General features: G+C 62.1%; 11 protein-coding genes. 3 read left to right on the top strand and 8 right to left on the bottom strand.

The features are described 5' to 3' along the window. Window positions 1-86: 86 nt before the first annotated feature. From ACP7CZ_RS09320 to glnE, 8 genes are all read right to left on the bottom strand, one after another. Entirely contained in the window at window positions 87-1,538 is a 1,452-nt protein-coding gene (locus tag ACP7CZ_RS09320) for a lipopolysaccharide kinase InaA family protein (RefSeq protein WP_057975424.1), read from the bottom strand. Beyond that, on the bottom strand, window positions 1,538-2,290 hold the full coding sequence (locus tag ACP7CZ_RS09315; RefSeq protein ID WP_034125618.1) for a lipopolysaccharide kinase InaA family protein: 753 nt from the start codon (window positions 2,288-2,290) through the stop codon (window positions 1,538-1,540). Before ACP7CZ_RS09315 ends, ACP7CZ_RS09320 begins: the two co-directional genes overlap by 1 nt. Beyond that, the gene (locus ACP7CZ_RS09310) at window positions 2,287-3,021 is read right to left on the bottom strand and encodes a lipopolysaccharide kinase InaA family protein (protein WP_003187993.1); all 735 of its coding nucleotides are present in this window, start codon (window positions 3,019-3,021) and stop codon (window positions 2,287-2,289) included. Before ACP7CZ_RS09310 ends, ACP7CZ_RS09315 begins: the two co-directional genes overlap by 4 nt. Beyond that, the gene (gene rfaP / locus ACP7CZ_RS09305; protein WP_054896239.1) at window positions 3,021-3,827 is read right to left on the bottom strand and encodes a lipopolysaccharide core heptose(I) kinase RfaP; all 807 of its coding nucleotides are present in this window, start codon (window positions 3,825-3,827) and stop codon (window positions 3,021-3,023) included. The genes ACP7CZ_RS09310 and rfaP overlap by 1 nt, the downstream gene beginning before the upstream one ends. Then, window positions 3,824-4,948: a glycosyltransferase family 4 protein gene (locus tag ACP7CZ_RS09300; RefSeq protein ID WP_014716627.1), complete on the bottom strand. Its 1,125-nt coding sequence runs from the start codon at window positions 4,946-4,948 to the stop codon at window positions 3,824-3,826. The genes rfaP and ACP7CZ_RS09300 overlap by 4 nt, the downstream gene beginning before the upstream one ends. After that, window positions 4,948-6,009, bottom strand: coding sequence for a lipopolysaccharide heptosyltransferase I (gene waaC, locus ACP7CZ_RS09295; protein ID WP_054896238.1), 1,062 nt, complete (start codon window positions 6,007-6,009; stop codon window positions 4,948-4,950). Before waaC ends, ACP7CZ_RS09300 begins: the two co-directional genes overlap by 1 nt. A gap of 1 nt (window position 6,010) precedes the next feature. Then, window positions 6,011-7,045, bottom strand: a complete 1,035-nt coding sequence (waaF, locus tag ACP7CZ_RS09290; RefSeq protein ID WP_054918888.1) for a lipopolysaccharide heptosyltransferase II — start codon at window positions 7,043-7,045, stop codon at window positions 6,011-6,013. Window positions 7,046-7,266: 221 nt separating this feature from the next. Beyond that, window positions 7,267-10,206 (bottom strand): bifunctional [glutamate--ammonia ligase]-adenylyl-L-tyrosine phosphorylase/[glutamate--ammonia-ligase] adenylyltransferase, encoded by a 2,940-nt coding sequence (gene glnE, locus ACP7CZ_RS09285; RefSeq protein ID WP_220382812.1) that lies wholly within the window; start codon window positions 10,204-10,206, stop codon window positions 7,267-7,269. Between the two features lie 383 nt (window positions 10,207-10,589). On the opposite strand from glnE, the gene aceE reads away from it, so the two are divergent. The 3 genes from aceE to ACP7CZ_RS09270 all read left to right on the top strand — a co-directional run bounded on the left by aceE (window position 10,590) and on the right by ACP7CZ_RS09270 (window position 18,003). Then, window positions 10,590-13,235 (top strand): pyruvate dehydrogenase (acetyl-transferring), homodimeric type, encoded by a 2,646-nt coding sequence (aceE, locus tag ACP7CZ_RS09280; protein WP_003187985.1) that lies wholly within the window; start codon window positions 10,590-10,592, stop codon window positions 13,233-13,235. Window positions 13,236-13,246: 11 nt separating this feature from the next. Beyond that, window positions 13,247-14,893: a dihydrolipoyllysine-residue acetyltransferase gene (gene aceF / locus ACP7CZ_RS09275; protein ID WP_054918893.1), complete on the top strand. Its 1,647-nt coding sequence runs from the start codon at window positions 13,247-13,249 to the stop codon at window positions 14,891-14,893. Between the two features lie 416 nt (window positions 14,894-15,309). After that, window positions 15,310-18,003, top strand: coding sequence for a putative bifunctional diguanylate cyclase/phosphodiesterase (locus ACP7CZ_RS09270; protein ID WP_034125612.1), 2,694 nt, complete (start codon window positions 15,310-15,312; stop codon window positions 18,001-18,003). Window positions 18,004-18,046 lie beyond the last annotated feature (43 nt).

Here is an 18,046-nt window from a genome sequence, read left to right as displayed (position 1 = left end):
GACGGGCGCCATCGCGGGCAAGCCCGCTCCCACATTTTGACCGCGTTCACAGATCAAGTGTGGGAGCGGGCTTGCCCGCGATAGGTTTAACTGCCGACACCCGCCTCTTTGGGCAAGCGCTGGTCAATCACCTGGTACAGCGCACTGCCCTGCGGCCAGTTACGCATAAACCTTGCACGGTCTTTGGCATAGGCCGGCGCAAAGCTGGCAGCGGAAGAGTGCTGGCACATCGCATCCAGGTCAATCATCGCCCAGCGCCCGTCATTCCAGAACAGGTTATGGCCCTTGAAATCCCCATGGCTGATGCGCTCGCGGATCAAGTCGGCAAACAGCTGGTCCAGCGCCTGCAACTCGCTCTCGGGCGCCTCGCCGCTCTCCACATACGGCGCAAAGCGCTCGATGATGTCCGGCCCAGGCAGGTATTCGGTGACCAGATAGGCGCGGCTGCGCAACCACAGGAACCGTTTCTCCAGCACCGCCAGCGGCTTGGGTGTGGCGAAGCCCAGGAAGGCCAGGCGGTTGCCTTCGCGCCAGGAGTGCCAGGCGCGGCTCGGGCGCCAGAAGCGCTTGAGCCAATGGGCAAAACCCTTGATGTTGTAGCGCTTGATCACCAGCGGCCGGCCGGCCACGTCGACCTTGGCCACGCTCGCCGCGCCACCGGTCTTGTACAGGTGACCCTGGTCGAGCAACGCATCGGCTTGCTCAAGCACCGGCACCATCGCAGCTTCCTCTTCGCGGCGGATCGCACGCAAGCCAAAAGCGCCGCGCACCACACTGAACAGCGTGCATTCGCGGCCGGTCTTGTCCAGGTAGTCTCTCAAGCGCCAGGCGCTGACTTTACGCACCTGTTTTTCCAGGGCTTGCATTGGCAAGGCGTGTTCGCCGTTGGCCAGCAAGTAATACACCAGCAACTCTTCGGTAAAAGGTTCGAGGTTTTTCGGCAGTTGGGCGAAGAACACACCGAGGTTCTCCAGCACTCGATTGCGCGACAGCGCCTTGCCCGCCTCTTCGACACGAATGCCGGCGCCATCGATCAGATACAGCTTGCCATCCTTGCGCAACAAGTTGTCCAGGTGCAGGTCTTCTTGCCACAGGCCCTTGGCATGCATCTGGGCGATCGCGCCCAGCGCTTCGGCGAGCACAGCGGTTTGTTCGTCCGCCAACGGCGGCAGGTTTTCGACGGCGAGCCAAGCGTCGGACAGGCTTTGGGCCCCCTCGATAAATTCAAACAGCAGCCAACCACCCTCGCCGTCCTGCAAGCCATCGGCCAGCAGCAACGGCGTGGTCAGGCCTTGCTCAGCCAACAGACGCACACCCGTGAGCTCACGCTGAAAATGCCGCGCCGCCTTGCTGCCCACCAACAACTTGGCCAACACCGGGCGACCACGCCACACGGCGGCACCCACGTAGCGCTGCCCCGGCAACACCCGCAGCAGGCTCAGCAATTGCAATTGCCCAGGGCCGGCGGCATCCGCCAGGTCGAGGGTCAGTGGCAGGCTGGGGGTACGCCCAGCCGATTTCAGCTCGGATAAACGCATCAGCGGTTCTCCTTGTGGCTGCGGCGCGCGGTCAGGCGCTGGTGCCAAGTGGACACCAGGGCACCGTCCTCGGGCTGCTCAAGGTACGCCGCCAGCAGTTGGCGCACCTGCGCATCCGACCATTGCGGCGCACGGCGCAGCAGCGGTTCCAGGTCCTTGACCCGGTCACGCCAGCCAAACAACAGCGGGCGAGTTTTCTCCAGGTCGATCAACTGTGCGGCATACCCCTCACCGGCAGGCTGCAGGAAAATATGCTTGGGGTAAAAACAGCCATGCACCTGCCCGACGCTGTGCAGATGACGCGCCAGCTTGCCGCAGGCCAACAGGATCGCACTGTGCTGGGCTGCGCTCAATTGCGCCCACTGCTCCAGCAACGAATCCAGGTCATTCCAGCCATCCAGGGCCCGTGTGAGCAGCATCGCCCGGCGCTCACCCTTGACCTTGCGCTCACCGAAGAACGCCGCTTGCAGGGCCGGGATGCCGAGCTTTCGATACAGGCTGATGTTGCGAAACTCGCGGGCAAAACTCGGCTCGCCAAACGGCCGGTGCAAGGTGCGTGTGAGGTAGTTGCTCTGGCGTTTGAGGTAGTAGCCCTGCCCCTCAAGCTCCAGGCGATACACACTGCTCCAACCGTCGCCGCTGGTGTTCGGCTCGTCCACCGCATCCAGTTGCTTGGCCCACAGGGCGTCGAAGGTCGCCAGGCCGTTGCGCTCAAGCAGAGCGCGGTCTTCAGCCGCCAGGAAGTCACTCATTCGCGTCCCTCGAAAAACTTCACCACATGGCGAATTCGCTGTTTGTCCGACGCGGTCAGGTGCGCGCGCTGGCGATATTGCAGGTAGAAACGCAGGCGCTGGGTGGCCGACAAGTGATACTTGGCGACTTTGTCCAGGCAGGCCAAGTCCTTGGTGATGCGGTACTTGAGCCAGAAGCCGCGCCAGAAATCACCGTTGGGGCAGTCGATCAGGTACAGGGTGCGCTGGTCGTCCACCAGCAGGTTGCGCCACTTCAAGTCGTTATGGGTGAAGCGGTGATCGTGCATGGTGCGCGTGTATTCGGCGAGCTGGCGGCTGATGCCATCGACCCACCGGGGGTCTTTGAGGCGCTCATCGTGACGCTCGGCCAGCACCGACAGATCTTCGGTCTTGGGCAGTTCACGGGTGATCATGGCGCCACGGTTATAGGCCAGGCCCTTGCGGTCCAGGCCCCAGGCCACCACGTCGGCGGTGGGGATGCCCCACTTGGCGAAACGCTTGAGGTTCTGCCATTCGGACTTCACCCGCGGCCGACCCAGGTAACGACGCAGGCCCTTGCCGGCACCTACGTAGCGCTTGACGTAATAATTGACCCCGCCACGCTCCACCCGAATCACTTCCGACAACGGGTCGCGGGTCAGCCGCTCGCCTTGCAAGGCGAACACCGCGTCCAGGCTTCCAAAGTCATCCGCCAGGGCGGCGTAGGCAGGTTCCAGATTCCAACCCGCCATCAGATTGCATCCCCGTATCGTTGTTTACGCGCATACAGCTTTGCTGCCATGCGTTCCAGCGCAGACAACAGCGCGGTTTGCTCCGCCAGGATCTGGCGCAGCGGCTGCTGGAAATAGGCCTTGAGAAAACGCAGCTTGTCGCGCTGGGTCAAGCCGATCTCCAACGCGGAGTAATACAGGCCGGCCAAGTCTTTGTTGCGCCAGCGCACGGGGATCGTCGCACGCACCTGGGCACGGTGCAGGTCGATCACCGACAGCTTGAGGTTGTCGACACTGATGGGCCGGTCGGTGTGCAGCAGGAAATGGCAGAGGTAGCAGTCACGGTGGTTGACGCCACCGCGGTGCATCGCGCCCACGGTACGCGCCAGCTCAAGGGTCAAGGCATGCTTGATCGACGGCACGGGCGGTTGCTTGACCCAGTCGAGGGTCAGGTCTTCCAGGCTGATGATGGGGGTCAGTTCCTGGGTGATGATGAACGAGTGCTGGTCGGCCGGGTTGCTGCCTTTTTCACCGAACGCCACGGCGGTCATGGTCGGTACACCAAGCGCCTGCAAGCGCTGGATCGCCACCCACTCCTGGCCCGCGCCCAACACCGGTAATTTGGCAGTAACCAGGTTCTTGAGGATTTCGCCCCAGCCGATCCCACGGTGGATCTTCACAAAATAAGGCTGGCCCTCGACCACCGTACGCAACGTACGGCGAGCGGCCAGCTCGCGGAACACCTGGCCTTCCAGCTTCTCGACCTCGGCGAACGCATCGCGTCCGGCCCAGAGGGTCTTGAAGGGTTCGGCTAGAATCAACTTCATCGGTTTGGCTCCGCCAGAATCAGGTCCGCAGCGTACTGCGGCATGCTAAAGAGGTCGGCCGTCTCGGCGAAGGCCAGACCATTGCGACTCCAGGTCGCACGCGCTTGTGGGTCGTCGAGCATATCGACCAGATACTGGTTGAGCTGGGTTTGCTCGAACGGCTCGTCCAACACCCGGCCGCTCTGGGCCTTGTCGATGTAGAACGCGTAGCCGCACACCTGGCTCACCAGTACCGGGAGGCCGGCGACCACCGCTTCGACCAGCACCATGCCGGCCGCCTCGTTGTACGCGGGGTGAATCAACAGGTCCGCCCCCAGCAGGAAACGCGGAATATCATTGCGGCCCTTGAAGAACTGCACCTGGTCGCCCAGGCCCAGCGCCGCGCTCTGCAATTGGAATACTTTGGGGTCGTCCTGGCCGATTACAAATAGCCGGGTACGTTTCTTCAGCCGCGAAGGCAGTGCGGCCAGCGCCTTGAGGCTGCGGTCGACGCCCTTGGTCTTGAACCCCGAACCGATTTGCACCAACAGCAAATCGTCTTCGGCCAAGCCGAATTCAGCGCGGAACTCGGCGCGGATCTCGGCGGCGTTCGGCGGGGCGCGGCGGTCGCGGGCAATACCCGGTGGCAACAGGTGAAAACGCTCGGCCTGGGTGCCGTAATACTGGGTAAACAGCTGTTGCTGATGCTCGGACAACACCATGATCTGCGTCTTGGCGTTTTTATCGAACACGGCGCGCTCGTATTCGGCAAAGTGCTTGTAGCGCCCGAACCAGCGATACATCGGGTTGCGCAGTGTCTGGGCCTTGTCCTCGAACACACCGTCGGCGGCAAAATACAGGTCCAACCCCGGCATCTTGTTGAAGCCCACCACGCGGTCCACTGGGCGCTTGGCCAGGTCGGCCTGGATCCAGGCGTAGAGCTTTTCGTTGCGGCGGTGGTTGACCAAGGCCTTGACCGGCGCCACCAGCACCTCAAAGCCTGGCGGGATATCGCCTTCCCAGATCAGGGTGTACACCCGAATGCTGTGGCCGCGCTGCTGGCATTCCAGGGCGATGCGCATGAAGTCGCGCTGCAGGCCACCGAAAGGAAAGTACTTGTACAGAACAAAAGCCAGTTGCATCAGTGCTGCTCCTCGGCCAGTAACAACGTGCTCAGCCGGCTTGCGACACGCTCAGGGTTCAAGCGCGTGAAGCACAGGGGCGACTCGCGTGCGATGTCGAACCGCCGCAGGTCGTCGGCAGTGGGTTGATAAGTGCACTGTTTTTGCAGGCAAGGCGCACACGGCCAGTCGCTGGCCAAGTGAATCTGGCCCTTGCCGTAGGCACCGGTGAGGCCTGGGTTGGTGGGGCCGAACAGGGAAATGGTCGGCACGTCCAATGCCGCCGCCAAGTGGCCAAGGCCGGTGTCGACGGCCACGCAGGCACGGGCGCTCGCCAAGACACGGGCAACGCCCGCCAGGTTGAGCTTGGGCAACACTTCGGCGTTGGGCAGGCCGAGGGCCAGGCGTTCGGCCCGCGCCTTTTCGGCGGCGTTGCCCCACGGCAGCTTTACATCGACGCCCAAACGGCCCATGCGTTCGGCCAGCTCGCGCCAATAGGCTTCGGGCCAGTGCTTGGTGTCCCAGGTAGTACCGTGCAGCAGCAATACGAACGGTTTTTTCGGCGGCAGGCCAAGCAGCTTTTCAACGCTCAGGCCGTAGTCGCCCAGGCGTTGGGGCAGGTCGTAGCCCAGCGCCACGGCGAACAGCTGGCGCAAGCGCTCCACCGCATGCTGCCCACGGGCCACGGCCAGGCGCCGCGAATAAAAGCGCGCAGCCAGGGGTTCACGCGCAGAATCTTTGTCGAAGCCGGCGATGGGCGCCCGCACATAGCGGGTCAGCCAGGCGCTTTTGAGCAAGCCCTGGGCATCGATCACCAGGTCATATTTGGTCGACTGCACCGCCTGCTTGAACCGCCGCCATTCACCGCTCTTGATGGTTTGCCAGAGGTTCTTGCGCCAGCGGCGAATCGCTACCGGGATGACCTTGTCGACCGCCGGGTGCCAGGTTGGGATTTCGGCAAAGCCTTCTTCCACCACCCAGTCGAACCGAATGCCGGGAATCGCCCGTGCTGCATCAGTGAGGGCCGGCAAGGCATGGATCACGTCGCCCAGGGATGAGGTCTTGATTACCAGAACCCGCAACTCAGTGAACCTCGACCACGTCGCCCTGCAAACGCTGCAAGGCATCGGTTACCGGCTGGGGCAGCAACTGGCGCAGGCAGTTGTAGTGGCCGAAGCGGCAGGTGCGGTCAAAACACGGACTGCAATCCAGACCCAGGCGCACCACTTCGACCTTGTCGGCCAACGGCGGAGTGAAGCCTGGGGATGTGGAGCCGTACACGGCCACCAGCGGACGGTTCAGCGCCGCCGCCACATGCATCAGGCCGGAATCGTTGGACACCACCGAGTCGGCGCACGACAACAGGTCGATGGCCTCAGCCAGGGACGTGTCGCCACTGAGGTTCACCGCTTCTTCACGCAGGCCGGGTATAAGGCGCTGGCGAATGTCTTCGCCCACCGAATGATCGTTCTTGGAACCGAACAACCACACCTGCCAGCCTTCGCGGATCTTGGTATCAGCGACTTTGGCGTAATGCTCCGACGGCCAGCGCTTGGACTCGCCAAACTCGGCGCCAGGGCACAAGGCCAATACGGGCCGATCCAGGGTGAGGCCGAACTTGGCCAGCGCCGCGTCGCGGGTCACCGGGTCGATCTGCAAGCTGGGGCGTGGGTACGGCTTGGGCAGTTCAGCACCCGGCTCGTAGGCCAAAGCCATAAAGCGTTCGATCATCAACGGGTAACGGGCTTTATCCAGGGTGCGCACGTCGTTGAGCAGCACATAGCGAAACTCGCCGCGCCAGCCGGTGCGCTTGGGGATACCGGCAAAGTACGGCACCAGCGCCGACTTCAGCGAGTTAGGCAGCAGGATCGCCTGGTCGTACTGGCCGGCCATGGACTTGCCGATGCGTCGGCGGGTCGCCAACTCCAGGGCACCGTGGCCGAGCGGGAAGCTCAAGGCCTTGCGCACCTCGGGCATGCGCTCAAGGATCGGCCGGCTCCACTCAGGGGCGAGCACGTCGATCTGGCAGTCTGGATAGCGCAGGCGCAGGCACTGAAACAGTGTCTGTGCCATCACCATGTCACCGACCCAACTGGGCCCAACGATCAGAATATTCATGTAGTTTCCACAAACGATGCGGGGAGGCCTATGCCTCCCCGCCTCGATAATGACTGTAGATCGCGGTGCGCCAGGGAGCATCTTTATGTGGGAGCTGGCTTGCCTGCGATCGCATCACCTCGGTATCCCTGATAAACCGAGGCGCCTGCATCGCGGGCAAGCCCGGCTCCCACATTAATCCGCATCCCATATAAAAATTGGCGTCGCCAATCAGTCGAGTTTCAATTTAAGCCCAGCGCCTGCCAGATTCGCATCACCTGTCGCCGCTCGTCGGCGAACTGGTCCCCGGCTACCGTACCGGCCTCGTTCTGCAAAGCCTGGCGGTGCGCGGCTGAGCGATAAGCCTTGTACACTTCACGCAGCAAATGGGCATCGGCGGCGGGCATCAGCCCGACCTGCTCCAGGCCCTCCAGAATGCGGATATTGTCGGTGTAGCGCAGCAACGATGGATGTTGCGCAGACCACGCCAAAGCCGCGTATTGCACCATAAATTCAATATCGACGATACCTCCGGCGTCCTGCTTGAGGTCGAACAGCGCCGTGGCCTCGAAGGCATTGGCGCCCCTGCCGGCCGTCGTGGCCTTGGTGCCCAGGTTGTCACGCATCTTGGCACGCATCTCGCTGACCTCCTGGCGCAGCTTCTCCAAGTCCCGCTCACGCCCCAACACGTTAGCCCGTACCTGCTCGAACGCCTGGCCCACATCCTGGCTGCCCACCAGTACCCGCGCGCGGATCAGGGCCTGATGTTCCCAGGTCCAGGCTTCATTTTGTTGATAGCGATCAAACGCCCCCAGGGAACTCACCAACAAGCCCGATGCGCCGGAAGGTCGCAGGCGCATGTCCACTTCATACAGCTGGCCGGAGTTGGTCTGGGTGGTCAGCAGGTGAATGATGCGCTGGCCCAGGCGTGTAAAGAATTGCGCGCCATCGATCGGCTTGGCACCGTCCGTCTCGGCCTGGGGGTCGCCGTCATGGATAAACACCAGGTCCAGGTCCGAACCATGCCCCAGTTCGATGCCGCCCACTTTCCCATAACCGACAATGATGAACCCAGGATCGCACAGGGTGCCGTCCAGTCGCTGCGGCGAGCCGTGACGGGCGACGGTCTGGCGCCAGGCCAGGGCCAGCACTTGTTCAAGAATCGCTTCGGCCAGCCAGGTGAGGTAGTCGCTGACCTTCATCAACGGCAGGCTGCCGGCGATTTCCGAGGCGGCCACCCGCAGGCGGTGCGCCAGTTTGAAATGGCGCAAGGCTTCCATTTGCTGCTCAAGGTCATCTTCGGGAATGCGCGTGAGGCGCTCGCGCAACTCAGCGGCCAGCTCCGGCGCCAGCGGCGGCTTGAACAAGCGGCCTTCGTTGAGCAATTCATCCAGCAGCAGCGGAAAACGGGTGATCTGTTCGGCGATCCAAGGGCTGGCCGCGCACAATGTCAGCAGGCGACGCAGGGCGTCGGGGTTCTCAGTCAGCAACACCAGGTAGGCCGAACGCCGGGCCACGGCTTCCACCAGCGGCAACACGCGCTCCAGTACCAGGTCGGGGTTGGCATGTTCAACGGCCTGGGCCAGCAGGCGCGGGATAAACGCATCCAGGCGCTCACGCCCCAGGCGCTGCATGGCGCGCAACTGCGGGCTGGCACGCAGGCTGGCCAACGCCTTGAGGGCCTTGGGGGCATCGGTGAAACCACCTTCACTCAGTTGACGGCACGCCGCGTCGTCATCCTGGGATTCCTCCCACAGTGGCAACCATTCACCACCGACCACCAATTCGCTTTCTTCGCCTTCTTCCTCATCAGGGTCGGCAATCACCTGGCGAAAGTGCCAGTCCACGCGACCACGCCAGTACATCAGGCGCTCGTGGAACGCGGCCCAGTCACTGAAGCCCAGCATAAAGGCAATGCGCGCCTGGTCTTCGGGCCTGTCCGGCAGCATTTGCGTCTGGCGGTCGGCAATCGCCTGGATCGCATGCTCGGTGTAGCGCAGGAACTCGTAACCGCTGCGCAGCTCGCTGATCACCGCTGCGGGCAAATAACCCTGGCCTTCCAGCGTGCCCAGCACGTTCAACAGCGGGCGTTGCTGCAGGCTGAGGTCGCGGCCGCCATGGATCAGCTGGAATGCCTGCGCGATAAATTCCACCTCACGAATGCCGCCCGCGCCCAGCTTGATATTGTCGGCCATGCCCTTGCGCCGTACTTCCTGCTGGATCAGTTGCTTCATGGTGCGCAGCGCTTCGATGGCCGAGAAGTCCAGATAACGGCGGTAGACAAACGGGCGCAGCATGTCGAGCAGTTGCGCGCCAGCCGCCTGGTCGCCGGCCACCACCCGCGCCTTGATCATGGCGTAGCGCTCCCAGTCCCGACCCTGGTCCTGGTAGTACTGCTCCAGCGCGTTGAAGCTCAGCACCAGGGCGCCGGCCGAACCGTAGGGGCGCAGGCGCATGTCGACGCGGAAGACAAAACCATCGACGGTCATCGGGTCCAGGGCCTTGATCAGTTTTTGACCCAGGCGAATAAAGAACTCCTGATTATCCAGGGCGCGCTTCACGCCCACCGTTTCACCACCTTCGGGATAAGCGAAGATCAAGTCGATATCCGACGACAGGTTCAGCTCCACTGCACCGAGCTTGCCCATGCCGAGGATGACCATGTGCTGTGCCTCGCCGCTGCGTGCGCCGGTCGGCGTGCCGAACTGGGCGCAGTGGCGCTGGTACAGCCATTGATAGGCCTGGTCGATGCAGGCGTCGGCCATGTCGGACAGATCGCGACAGGTTTGCACCAGGTCGGCCTGGCGTGTGAGGTCGCGCCAGATGATGCGCACCTGCTGGCGCGTACGTTGGCGGCGCAGCACGCGGCCCAGTTCATCTTCTGTTTCGGCCTGTTGCACGGCACCGGCTATCTGGCTGCATAGCTCGCCGGGCGCAAAGCCGCGGTCCAGCTCGCCCCAGGCCACCAGCTCCAGCAACATCAAAGGGTCACGAACACCCTGTTCAATGACGAAATCACTCGCGGCGCACACGCGGGCGAAGTCGGCCCACCGTTGCGGCGTCCACGCAGAAAGGCCATGATCGTCATCCAGCGCGGCCACCGCGTCACGAAATGACTGCTCGGCCCGGTTGGCGTAAGGCAACAGAATGGCCGGCAGTTCGGCCAGCGTTGGAAGGCTCATGGTCTATCCTTGATCGGCGTGTAAATGGCGTGTAGTTGTGAAGGCAAGAGCCATGCTCGGTGAAGGACTGTCGAACAAAGGTTAGAAATAGCTGAAATTAAATTAATCTTGGCAGGCAACATCAAAGTTTCACCTTTTCTTGTTCGCAATAGACCAACAATAACGATTATGCTCACCAGCAAGACCGAGCCATACGCTCAGTCTTGTGTAGTTTTACTACTCGTATATACATTCGAAAGGCTGAAATGGCCGACGATTTGTAGTAAAACTACAGGACGCCGAAGCAACCTTCGGCCATCCAAGAATTTATGTCGTCTGCCCACAAGGCCAGTCGCAAACTTCAGGCAACCGATTCTGGTAGCCTTTCCGCCCTGGAGCAAGCCATGCAAGACCTCGATCCCGTCGAAACCCAGGAATGGCTGGACGCCCTGGAATCGGTTCTCGACAAAGAAGGCGAAGACCGTGCTCACTACCTGATGACCCGTATGGGCGAACTCGCGACCCGCAGCGGCTCGCAACTGCCTTACGCCATCACTACGCCATACCGCAACACCATCCCCGTTACCCACGAAGCACGCATGCCTGGCGACCTGTTCATGGAACGCCGCATTCGCTCGCTGGTACGTTGGAACGCCATGGCGATGGTAATGCGCACGAACTTGAAAGATTCGGACCTGGGCGGTCACATCTCCAGCTTCGCTTCCAGCGCAACCCTGTATGACATCGGCTTCAACTACTTCTTCCAGGCCCCGACCGACGAACACGGCGGCGACCTGATCTACTTCCAGGGCCACACCTCGCCAGGCGTCTACGCCCGTGCGTTCATGGAAGGTCGCATCAGCGAAGAACAAATGAACAACTTCCGCCAGGAAGTCGACGGTCAGGGCCTGTCGTCCTACCCGCACCCTTGGCTGATGCCTGATTTCTGGCAGTTCCCGACCGTTTCCATGGGCCTTGGCCCGATCCAGGCGATCTACCAGGCACGCTTCATGAAGTACCTGGAAGCCCGTGGCTTCATCCCTGAAGGCAAGCAGAAAGTCTGGTGCTTCCTCGGCGACGGCGAGTGCGACGAACCGGAATCCCTGGGCGCCATCTCCCTGGCCGGCCGCGAGAAGCTCGACAACCTGATCTTCGTCATCAACTGCAACCTGCAGCGCCTCGACGGCCCGGTTCGCGGCAACGGCAAGATCATCCAGGAACTCGAAGGCGTGTTCCGCGGTGCTCAGTGGAACGTGACCAAAGTCATCTGGGGCCGTTTCTGGGACCCACTGCTGGCCAAGGACGTCGACGGTATCCTGCAACGTCGCATGGACGAAGTCATCGACGGCGAGTACCAGAACTACAAGGCCAAAGACGGCGCGTTCGTTCGCGAGCACTTTTTCAACACGCCTGAACTCAAGGCCATGGTTGCCGACCTGTCCGACGACGAAATCTGGAAGCTCAACCGTGGCGGCCACGACCCGTACAAGGTTTACGCGGCGTACCACGAAGCGGTCAACCACAAAGAACAACCCACCGTCATCCTGGCCAAGACCATCAAGGGTTATGGCACCGGTGCCGGCGAAGCGAAGAACACCGCGCACAACACCAAGAAAGTCGATGTCGACAGCCTGAAGTTGTTCCGCGACCGCTTCGACATCCCGGTCAAGGACGAAGAGCTGGAGAACCTGCCGTTCTTCAAGCCAGAGCCAAACAGCGCCGAAGCCCGCTACCTGAGCGAGCGTCGCAGCGCACTGGGCGGCTTCGTGCCACAGCGCCGCGCCAACAGCTTCAGCGTACCGACGCCAGACCTGAGCACCCTCAAGGCTATCCTTGACGGCTCGGGCGACCGTGAAATCTCCACCACCATGGCCTTCGTGCGCATCCTGGCGCAGCTGGTCAAGGACAAGGACATCGGCCCGCGCATCGTCCCGATCATCCCGGACGAAGCCCGTACCTTCGGTATGGAAGGCATGTTCCGTCAGTTGGGCATCTACTCCTCCGTCGGCCAGCTCTACGAGCCAGTCGATAAAGACCAGGTGATGTTCTACAAGGAAGACAAGAAGGGCCAGATCCTCGAAGAAGGCATCAACGAAGCGGGCGCCATGAGCTCCTTCATCGCTGCCGGTACTTCGTACTCCAGCCACAACCAGCCAATGCTGCCGTTCTACATCTTCTACTCGATGTTCGGCTTCCAGCGTATCGGCGACCTGGCTTGGGCCGCTGGCGACAGCCGCACCCGTGGCTTCCTGATCGGCGGCACCGCCGGCCGCACCACGCTGAACGGCGAAGGCCTGCAACACGAAGACGGTCACAGCCACATCCTGGCTGCCACCATCCCGAACTGCCGCACCTTTGATCCAACCTACGGCTATGAGCTGGCGGTGATCATCCAGGACGGCATGAAGAAGATGACCGAAGAGCAGCAGGACGTTTTCTACTACATCACCGTGATGAACGAGTCCTACCAGCAGCCAGCCATGCCGGCCGGTGTGGAAGAAGGCATCATCAAGGGCATGTACCTGCTCGAAGAAGACACCAAAGAAGCGGCGCACCACGTACAGCTGATGGGCTCCGGCACTATCCTGCGTGAAGTACGTGAAGCGGCGAAGATCCTGCGCGACGAGTTCAACGTCGGTGCCGACGTATGGAGCGTCACCAGCTTCAACGAACTGCGTCGCGATGGCCTGGCCGTAGAGCGCAGCAACCGTCTGCACCCTGGCCAGAAGCCAGCCAAGAGCTACGTCGAAGAGTGCCTGGCCGGCCGTAAGGGTCCAGTCATTGCCTCTACCGACTACATGAAACTGTTTGCTGAACAAATTCGCCAGTGGGTCCCGTCCAAGGAATTCAAAGTCCTGGGCACCGATGGTTTCGGCCGCAGTGACAGCCGCAAGAAGCTGCGTCACTTCTTCGAAGTCGACCGTCACTTCGTGGTGTTGGCAGCCCTGGAAGCCTTGGCTGACCGTGGTGAGATCGAACCCAAGGTGGTGGCTGACGCCATCGTCAAGTTCGGGATCAACCCGGAAAAACGCAACCCACTGGACTGCTGAGGAGATTTTTTGTGAGCGAACTCATTCGCGTACCTGACATCGGCAGCGGTGAAGGTGAAGTAATCGAGCTGTTTGTGAAGGTCGGCGACACCGTCGAAGCCGACCAGAGCATCCTGACCCTCGAGTCGGACAAGGCGAGCATGGAAATCCCTGCTCCCAAGGCCGGCGTGGTCAAAAGCCTGAAAGTGAAGCTGGGCGACCGCCTGAAAGAAGGCGACGAACTGCTGGAGCTGGAAATCGAAGGCGCTGCTGATGCAGCCCCTGCGGCCGCGGCTCCGGCCGCCGCTGCACCTGCACCTGCTGCTGAAAAGCCTGCCGCTGCCGAGGCTGCTCCAGCCCCGGCCGCTGCACCTGCCGCCGCGACCGTCCAGGACATTCACGTCCCGGACATCGGTTCGTCGGGCAAGGCCAAGATCATCGAGCTGCTGGTCAAGGTCGGCGACACCGTCGAAGCCGACCAGTCGCTGATCACCCTGGAGTCCGACAAGGCTTCCATGGAAATCCCATCGCCGGCTGCCGGCGTGGTGGAAAGCATCGCGGTCAAGCTGGAAGACGAAGTCGGCACCGGTGACTTCATCCTCAAGCTCAAAGTACAAGGTGCTGCGCCAGCCGCCGCACCAGCACCGGCTGCTGCTCCGGCTGCCAAGGCTGAAGCGGCACCTGCCGCTGCTGCCCCTGCTCCGGCCGCAAAAGCCGAAGCTGCGCCAGCCCCTGCGGCTGCTGCGCCTGCGCCAAGCGGTGCCAAGGTTCACGCCGGCCCAGCCGTGCGTCAGCTGGCCCGTGAATTTGGCGTCGAGCTGAGCGCTGTTGCAGCCAGCGGCCCTCACGGCCGTGTGCTGAAGGAAGACGTGCAGGTTTACGTCAAAGCCATGATGCAAAAAGCCAAGGAAGCTCCGGCTGCCGGCGGCGCTACCGGTGGTTCGGGCATTCCGCCGATCCGCACCGTGGATTTCAGCCGTTTCGGCGAAATCGAAGAAGTGCCGATGACCCGCCTGATGCAAATCGGCGCGGCAGGCCTGCACGCCAGCTGGCTGAACATCCCGCACGTGACTCAGTTCGACCAGGCCGATATCACCGACCTGGAAGCGTTCCGCGTTGCGCAGAAAGCCGTGGCCGAGAAGGCCGGCGTGAAGCTGACCGTGCTGCCACTGCTGCTCAAGGCCTGTGCACACCTGCTCAAGGAACTGCCGGACTTCAACAGCTCGCTGGCGCCAAGCGGCAAGGCGATCATTCGCAAGAAGTACGTGCACATCGGCTTTGCGGTCGACACCCCGGATGGCCTGCTGGTACCGGTCATCAAGAACGTCGATCAGAAGAGCCTCCTGCAACTCGCTGGCGAAGCGGCTGCGCTGGCTGCCAAGGCCCGCGACAAGAAGCTCACCCCGGACGACATGCAGGGCGCTTGCTTCACCATCTCCAGCCTCGGCCACATTGGCGGCACTGGCTTCACGCCAATCGTCAACGCGCCGGAAGTGGCGATCCTGGGTGTGTCCAAGGCCACCATCCAGCCTGTGTGGGACGGTAAAGCGTTCCAACCCAAGCTGATGCTGCCACTGTCGCTGTCCTACGATCACCGTGTGATCAACGGTGCTGCGGCTGCGCGCTTCACCCAGCGCCTGAGCCAGCTGCTGAACGACATCCGCACCATCCTGCTGTAAGTCGCAGGGCCTTCCCGTTACCTGGAAGGCCCTTGCCACACCGATTTCCGAGCGCCACGCTCGTACCTCAACCCCGCCACTTGGCGGGGCTTTTTTTGCCTGTCTTTTGTAGGAGCGAGCTTGCTGTGGCGAGGGAGCTTGCTCCCGCTGGAGTGCGAAGCGCTCCCAAGATTTTGGGGCCGCTGCGCAGCCCAGCGCAAGCAAGCTTGCTCGCCACACGCAAGCACCCTACCTGCGTCAACGCACCATCGATCACCCCAATTACAGAAATCCCTCGCGCGGCCGATAACAGGCTTATAGCACTTAGCCTTCATCCTCTCTTGTCACTGCGTCCTGCATGATGCAACCTTGCCGCAGTCGACAGTCAAGAGGGCGTGAGCCCAGCGCAGTGCGCATTTTCCCAAGCGAGTTTCCCCATGAAAAGCCAACCCGATGTCGCCCGTATGGCGGCCGAGGTAGTGACGCAATTACCGGTGCCTTCGCGCCTCGGTATGCTGCGTTTCGAGCGGCTTAATGAGGCAAGCTGGGCCCTGCTCTACCTCGATCCCAATTGCGAACGCCAGTTCGGCCTGCCGGCGGTTGAACTCTGCGCCTTGATCGGCACGCCCTACGCCAGCCTGATGGAACCCCAGGCGCGCTACCAGTTGCACGATGCGATCCAGCAGCAACTGGCCCACAGCCCCCATTATCTGGTGCGCTACAACCTGCACACCCATGACGGCCCGCTGAGCGTGCTGGAGATGGGCGAGGCCTACAAACAACATAACCGCCACCTGGTGCGCGGCTACCTGATGGTGGTCGAGGGGCTGTTCAGCGAGACCAGCGCACCCGCCCCGACGGTCGACCTGGAAAACCAGAACAGCCGCCTGCAAATCGCCCTGGAGCTCAACCAGCGAGCGCAGCAGGAGCAGTTGCAACACCTGGAGCGAGTGCGCGCCCAGCAAGAACTGATCCTGCTGCTGGCGCGCCAACGCTACACAACGCCAAATTCCCTGCAAGAAGCCGCTGAACTGATCACGCGCAGCGCCTGCGACATTTACCAGATCGACTGCGCCAGCATCTGGAACCTCGAAGGCCATCATCTGGTACCGATCTCCGCCTATCACCGCGCCGATCAACAACACCATCTGCCCGAAGCCATTGATGCCAGCGGCTTCCCGGATTATCTGGAGGCCCTGCACTCCAGCCGCGCCATCGACGCCACCCACGCCCTGCGCGACCCACGCACCCGGGAAATGGCCGAAAGCCTGCGCGCCAAGGACATCCACGCGATGCTCGACGCCAGCATCCGTGTCGACGGCCAGGTCGTCGGCGTGCTGTGCCTGGAGCAAGGTGGCAGCCCGCGCGCCTGGCAGTCCGATGAGATCGCATTCGCCGGCGAGCTGGCAGACCAGTTCGCCCAGGTCATCAACAACCACAACCGCCGCACTGCCACCAGCGCCCTGCACTTGTTCCAGCGCGCCGTGGAGCAAAGCGCCAACGCGTTTTTGCTGGTCAATTGCGACGGCGTGGTGGAGTACGTCAACCCCAGCTTCACCGCGATTACCCAATACAGCGCCGAAGAAGTCCACGGCCATCGCCTGGCCCAACTGCCAGCTCTGGAGAACCTCAGCGAATTGCTGTTCGACGCGCCTTCGGCCCTGGCCAAAAGCAACAGCTGGCAAGGCGAGTTCAAGAGCCGCCGCAAGAACCTGGAACCGTACTGGGGCCAGCTGTCGATTTCCAAGGTGTATGGCGACAACCGCGAGCTGACCCACTACATCGGCATCTACGAAGACATCACCCAGACCAAGCTGGCGCAACAGCGCATCGAACGCCTGGCCTACACCGACAACCTGACCAACCTGGGCAATCGCCCCGCGTTCATTCGCAACCTCGACGAGCGCTTTGCCCGCGACAGCGACAGCCCGATCAGCCTGCTGTTGGTCGACATCGACAACTTCAAGCGCATCAACGACAGCCTCGGCCACCAGACTGGCGACAAGTTGTTGATCAGCCTGGCGCGCCGCCTGCGCAACAGCTTGAGCAGCGGCGGCAGCCTGGCGCGTTTTGCCAGTAACGAATTCGCGGTGCTGTTGGACGATGCCGACCTTGAGACCGGCCAGCAGGTGGCCAGCCAGTTGCTGACCACCCTCGACAAGCCGATGTTCGTCGACAACCAGTTGATCAGCGTAACCGGTTCCGTGGGCCTGGCCTGCGCGCCGCTGCATGGCCGCGACCCGCAGACCCTGATGCGCAACGCCGGCCTGGCCCTGCACAAGGCCAAAGCCAACGGTAAGCACCAGGTGCAAGTGTTTACCGAAGCGCTGAATGCCGAGGCCAGCTACAAGCTGTTCGTGGAAAACAACCTGCGCCGTGCCCTGACCCAGAACGAGCTGGACGTGTTCTACCAGCCCAAGCTATGCCTGCGCAGCGGTCGCCTGCTGGGCATGGAAGCGCTGTTGCGCTGGAACCACCCGGAAAAAGGCATGATCCGCCCCGACCAGTTCATCAGCGTGGCTGAAGAAACCGGGCTGATTATCCCCATCGGCAAATGGATCGCGCGCCAGGCCTGCCGCATGAGCCGGCAATTGACGGCCGCAGGCCTGGGCAACTTGCAGGTGGCCATCAACCTGTCGCCCAAGCAATTTTCCGACCCGGACCTGGTGGCCTCGATTGCCACCATCCTCAAGGAGGAACAGCTGCCGGCCAACCTGCTGGAGCTGGAGCTGACCGAAGGCTTGCTGCTGGAAGCCACTGAAGATACGCGCCTGCAACTGGACCAGCTCAAGAGCTTCGGCCTGACCCTGGCGATGGACGACTTCGGTACCGGTTACTCGTCGCTGAGCTACTTGAAAAAATTCCCCATCGACATCATTAAGATTGATCGCAGCTTTATCCATGAAATCCCGGACAACCAGGACGACATGGAAATCACCTCGGCGGTGATCGCCATGGCCCACAACCTCAAACTCAAGGTCGTGGCCGAAGGCATCGAAACCGCTGAGCAGTTGGCGTTCCTGCGCCGGCACCGTTGCGACGTGGGCCAGGGCTACCTGTTCGACCGCCCGATCCCGGGTGCCGAGCTGATGCAGAGGCTTAAACGCTACCCGCGCGGGCCAATCGCCTGACAGCGCTGTAACACTCGGGCACACTGGCTGTCTGACAATTTAC

Origin of the sequence: Pseudomonas sp. DWP2-2, assembly GCF_049897065.1 — a bacterium.
Taxonomy (GTDB): Bacteria; Pseudomonadota; Gammaproteobacteria; order Pseudomonadales; family Pseudomonadaceae; genus Aquipseudomonas; species Aquipseudomonas paracarnis.
Note: the sequence above shows the minus strand (reverse complement) of the source record. Positions and strands in the feature narration are given on the sequence as shown.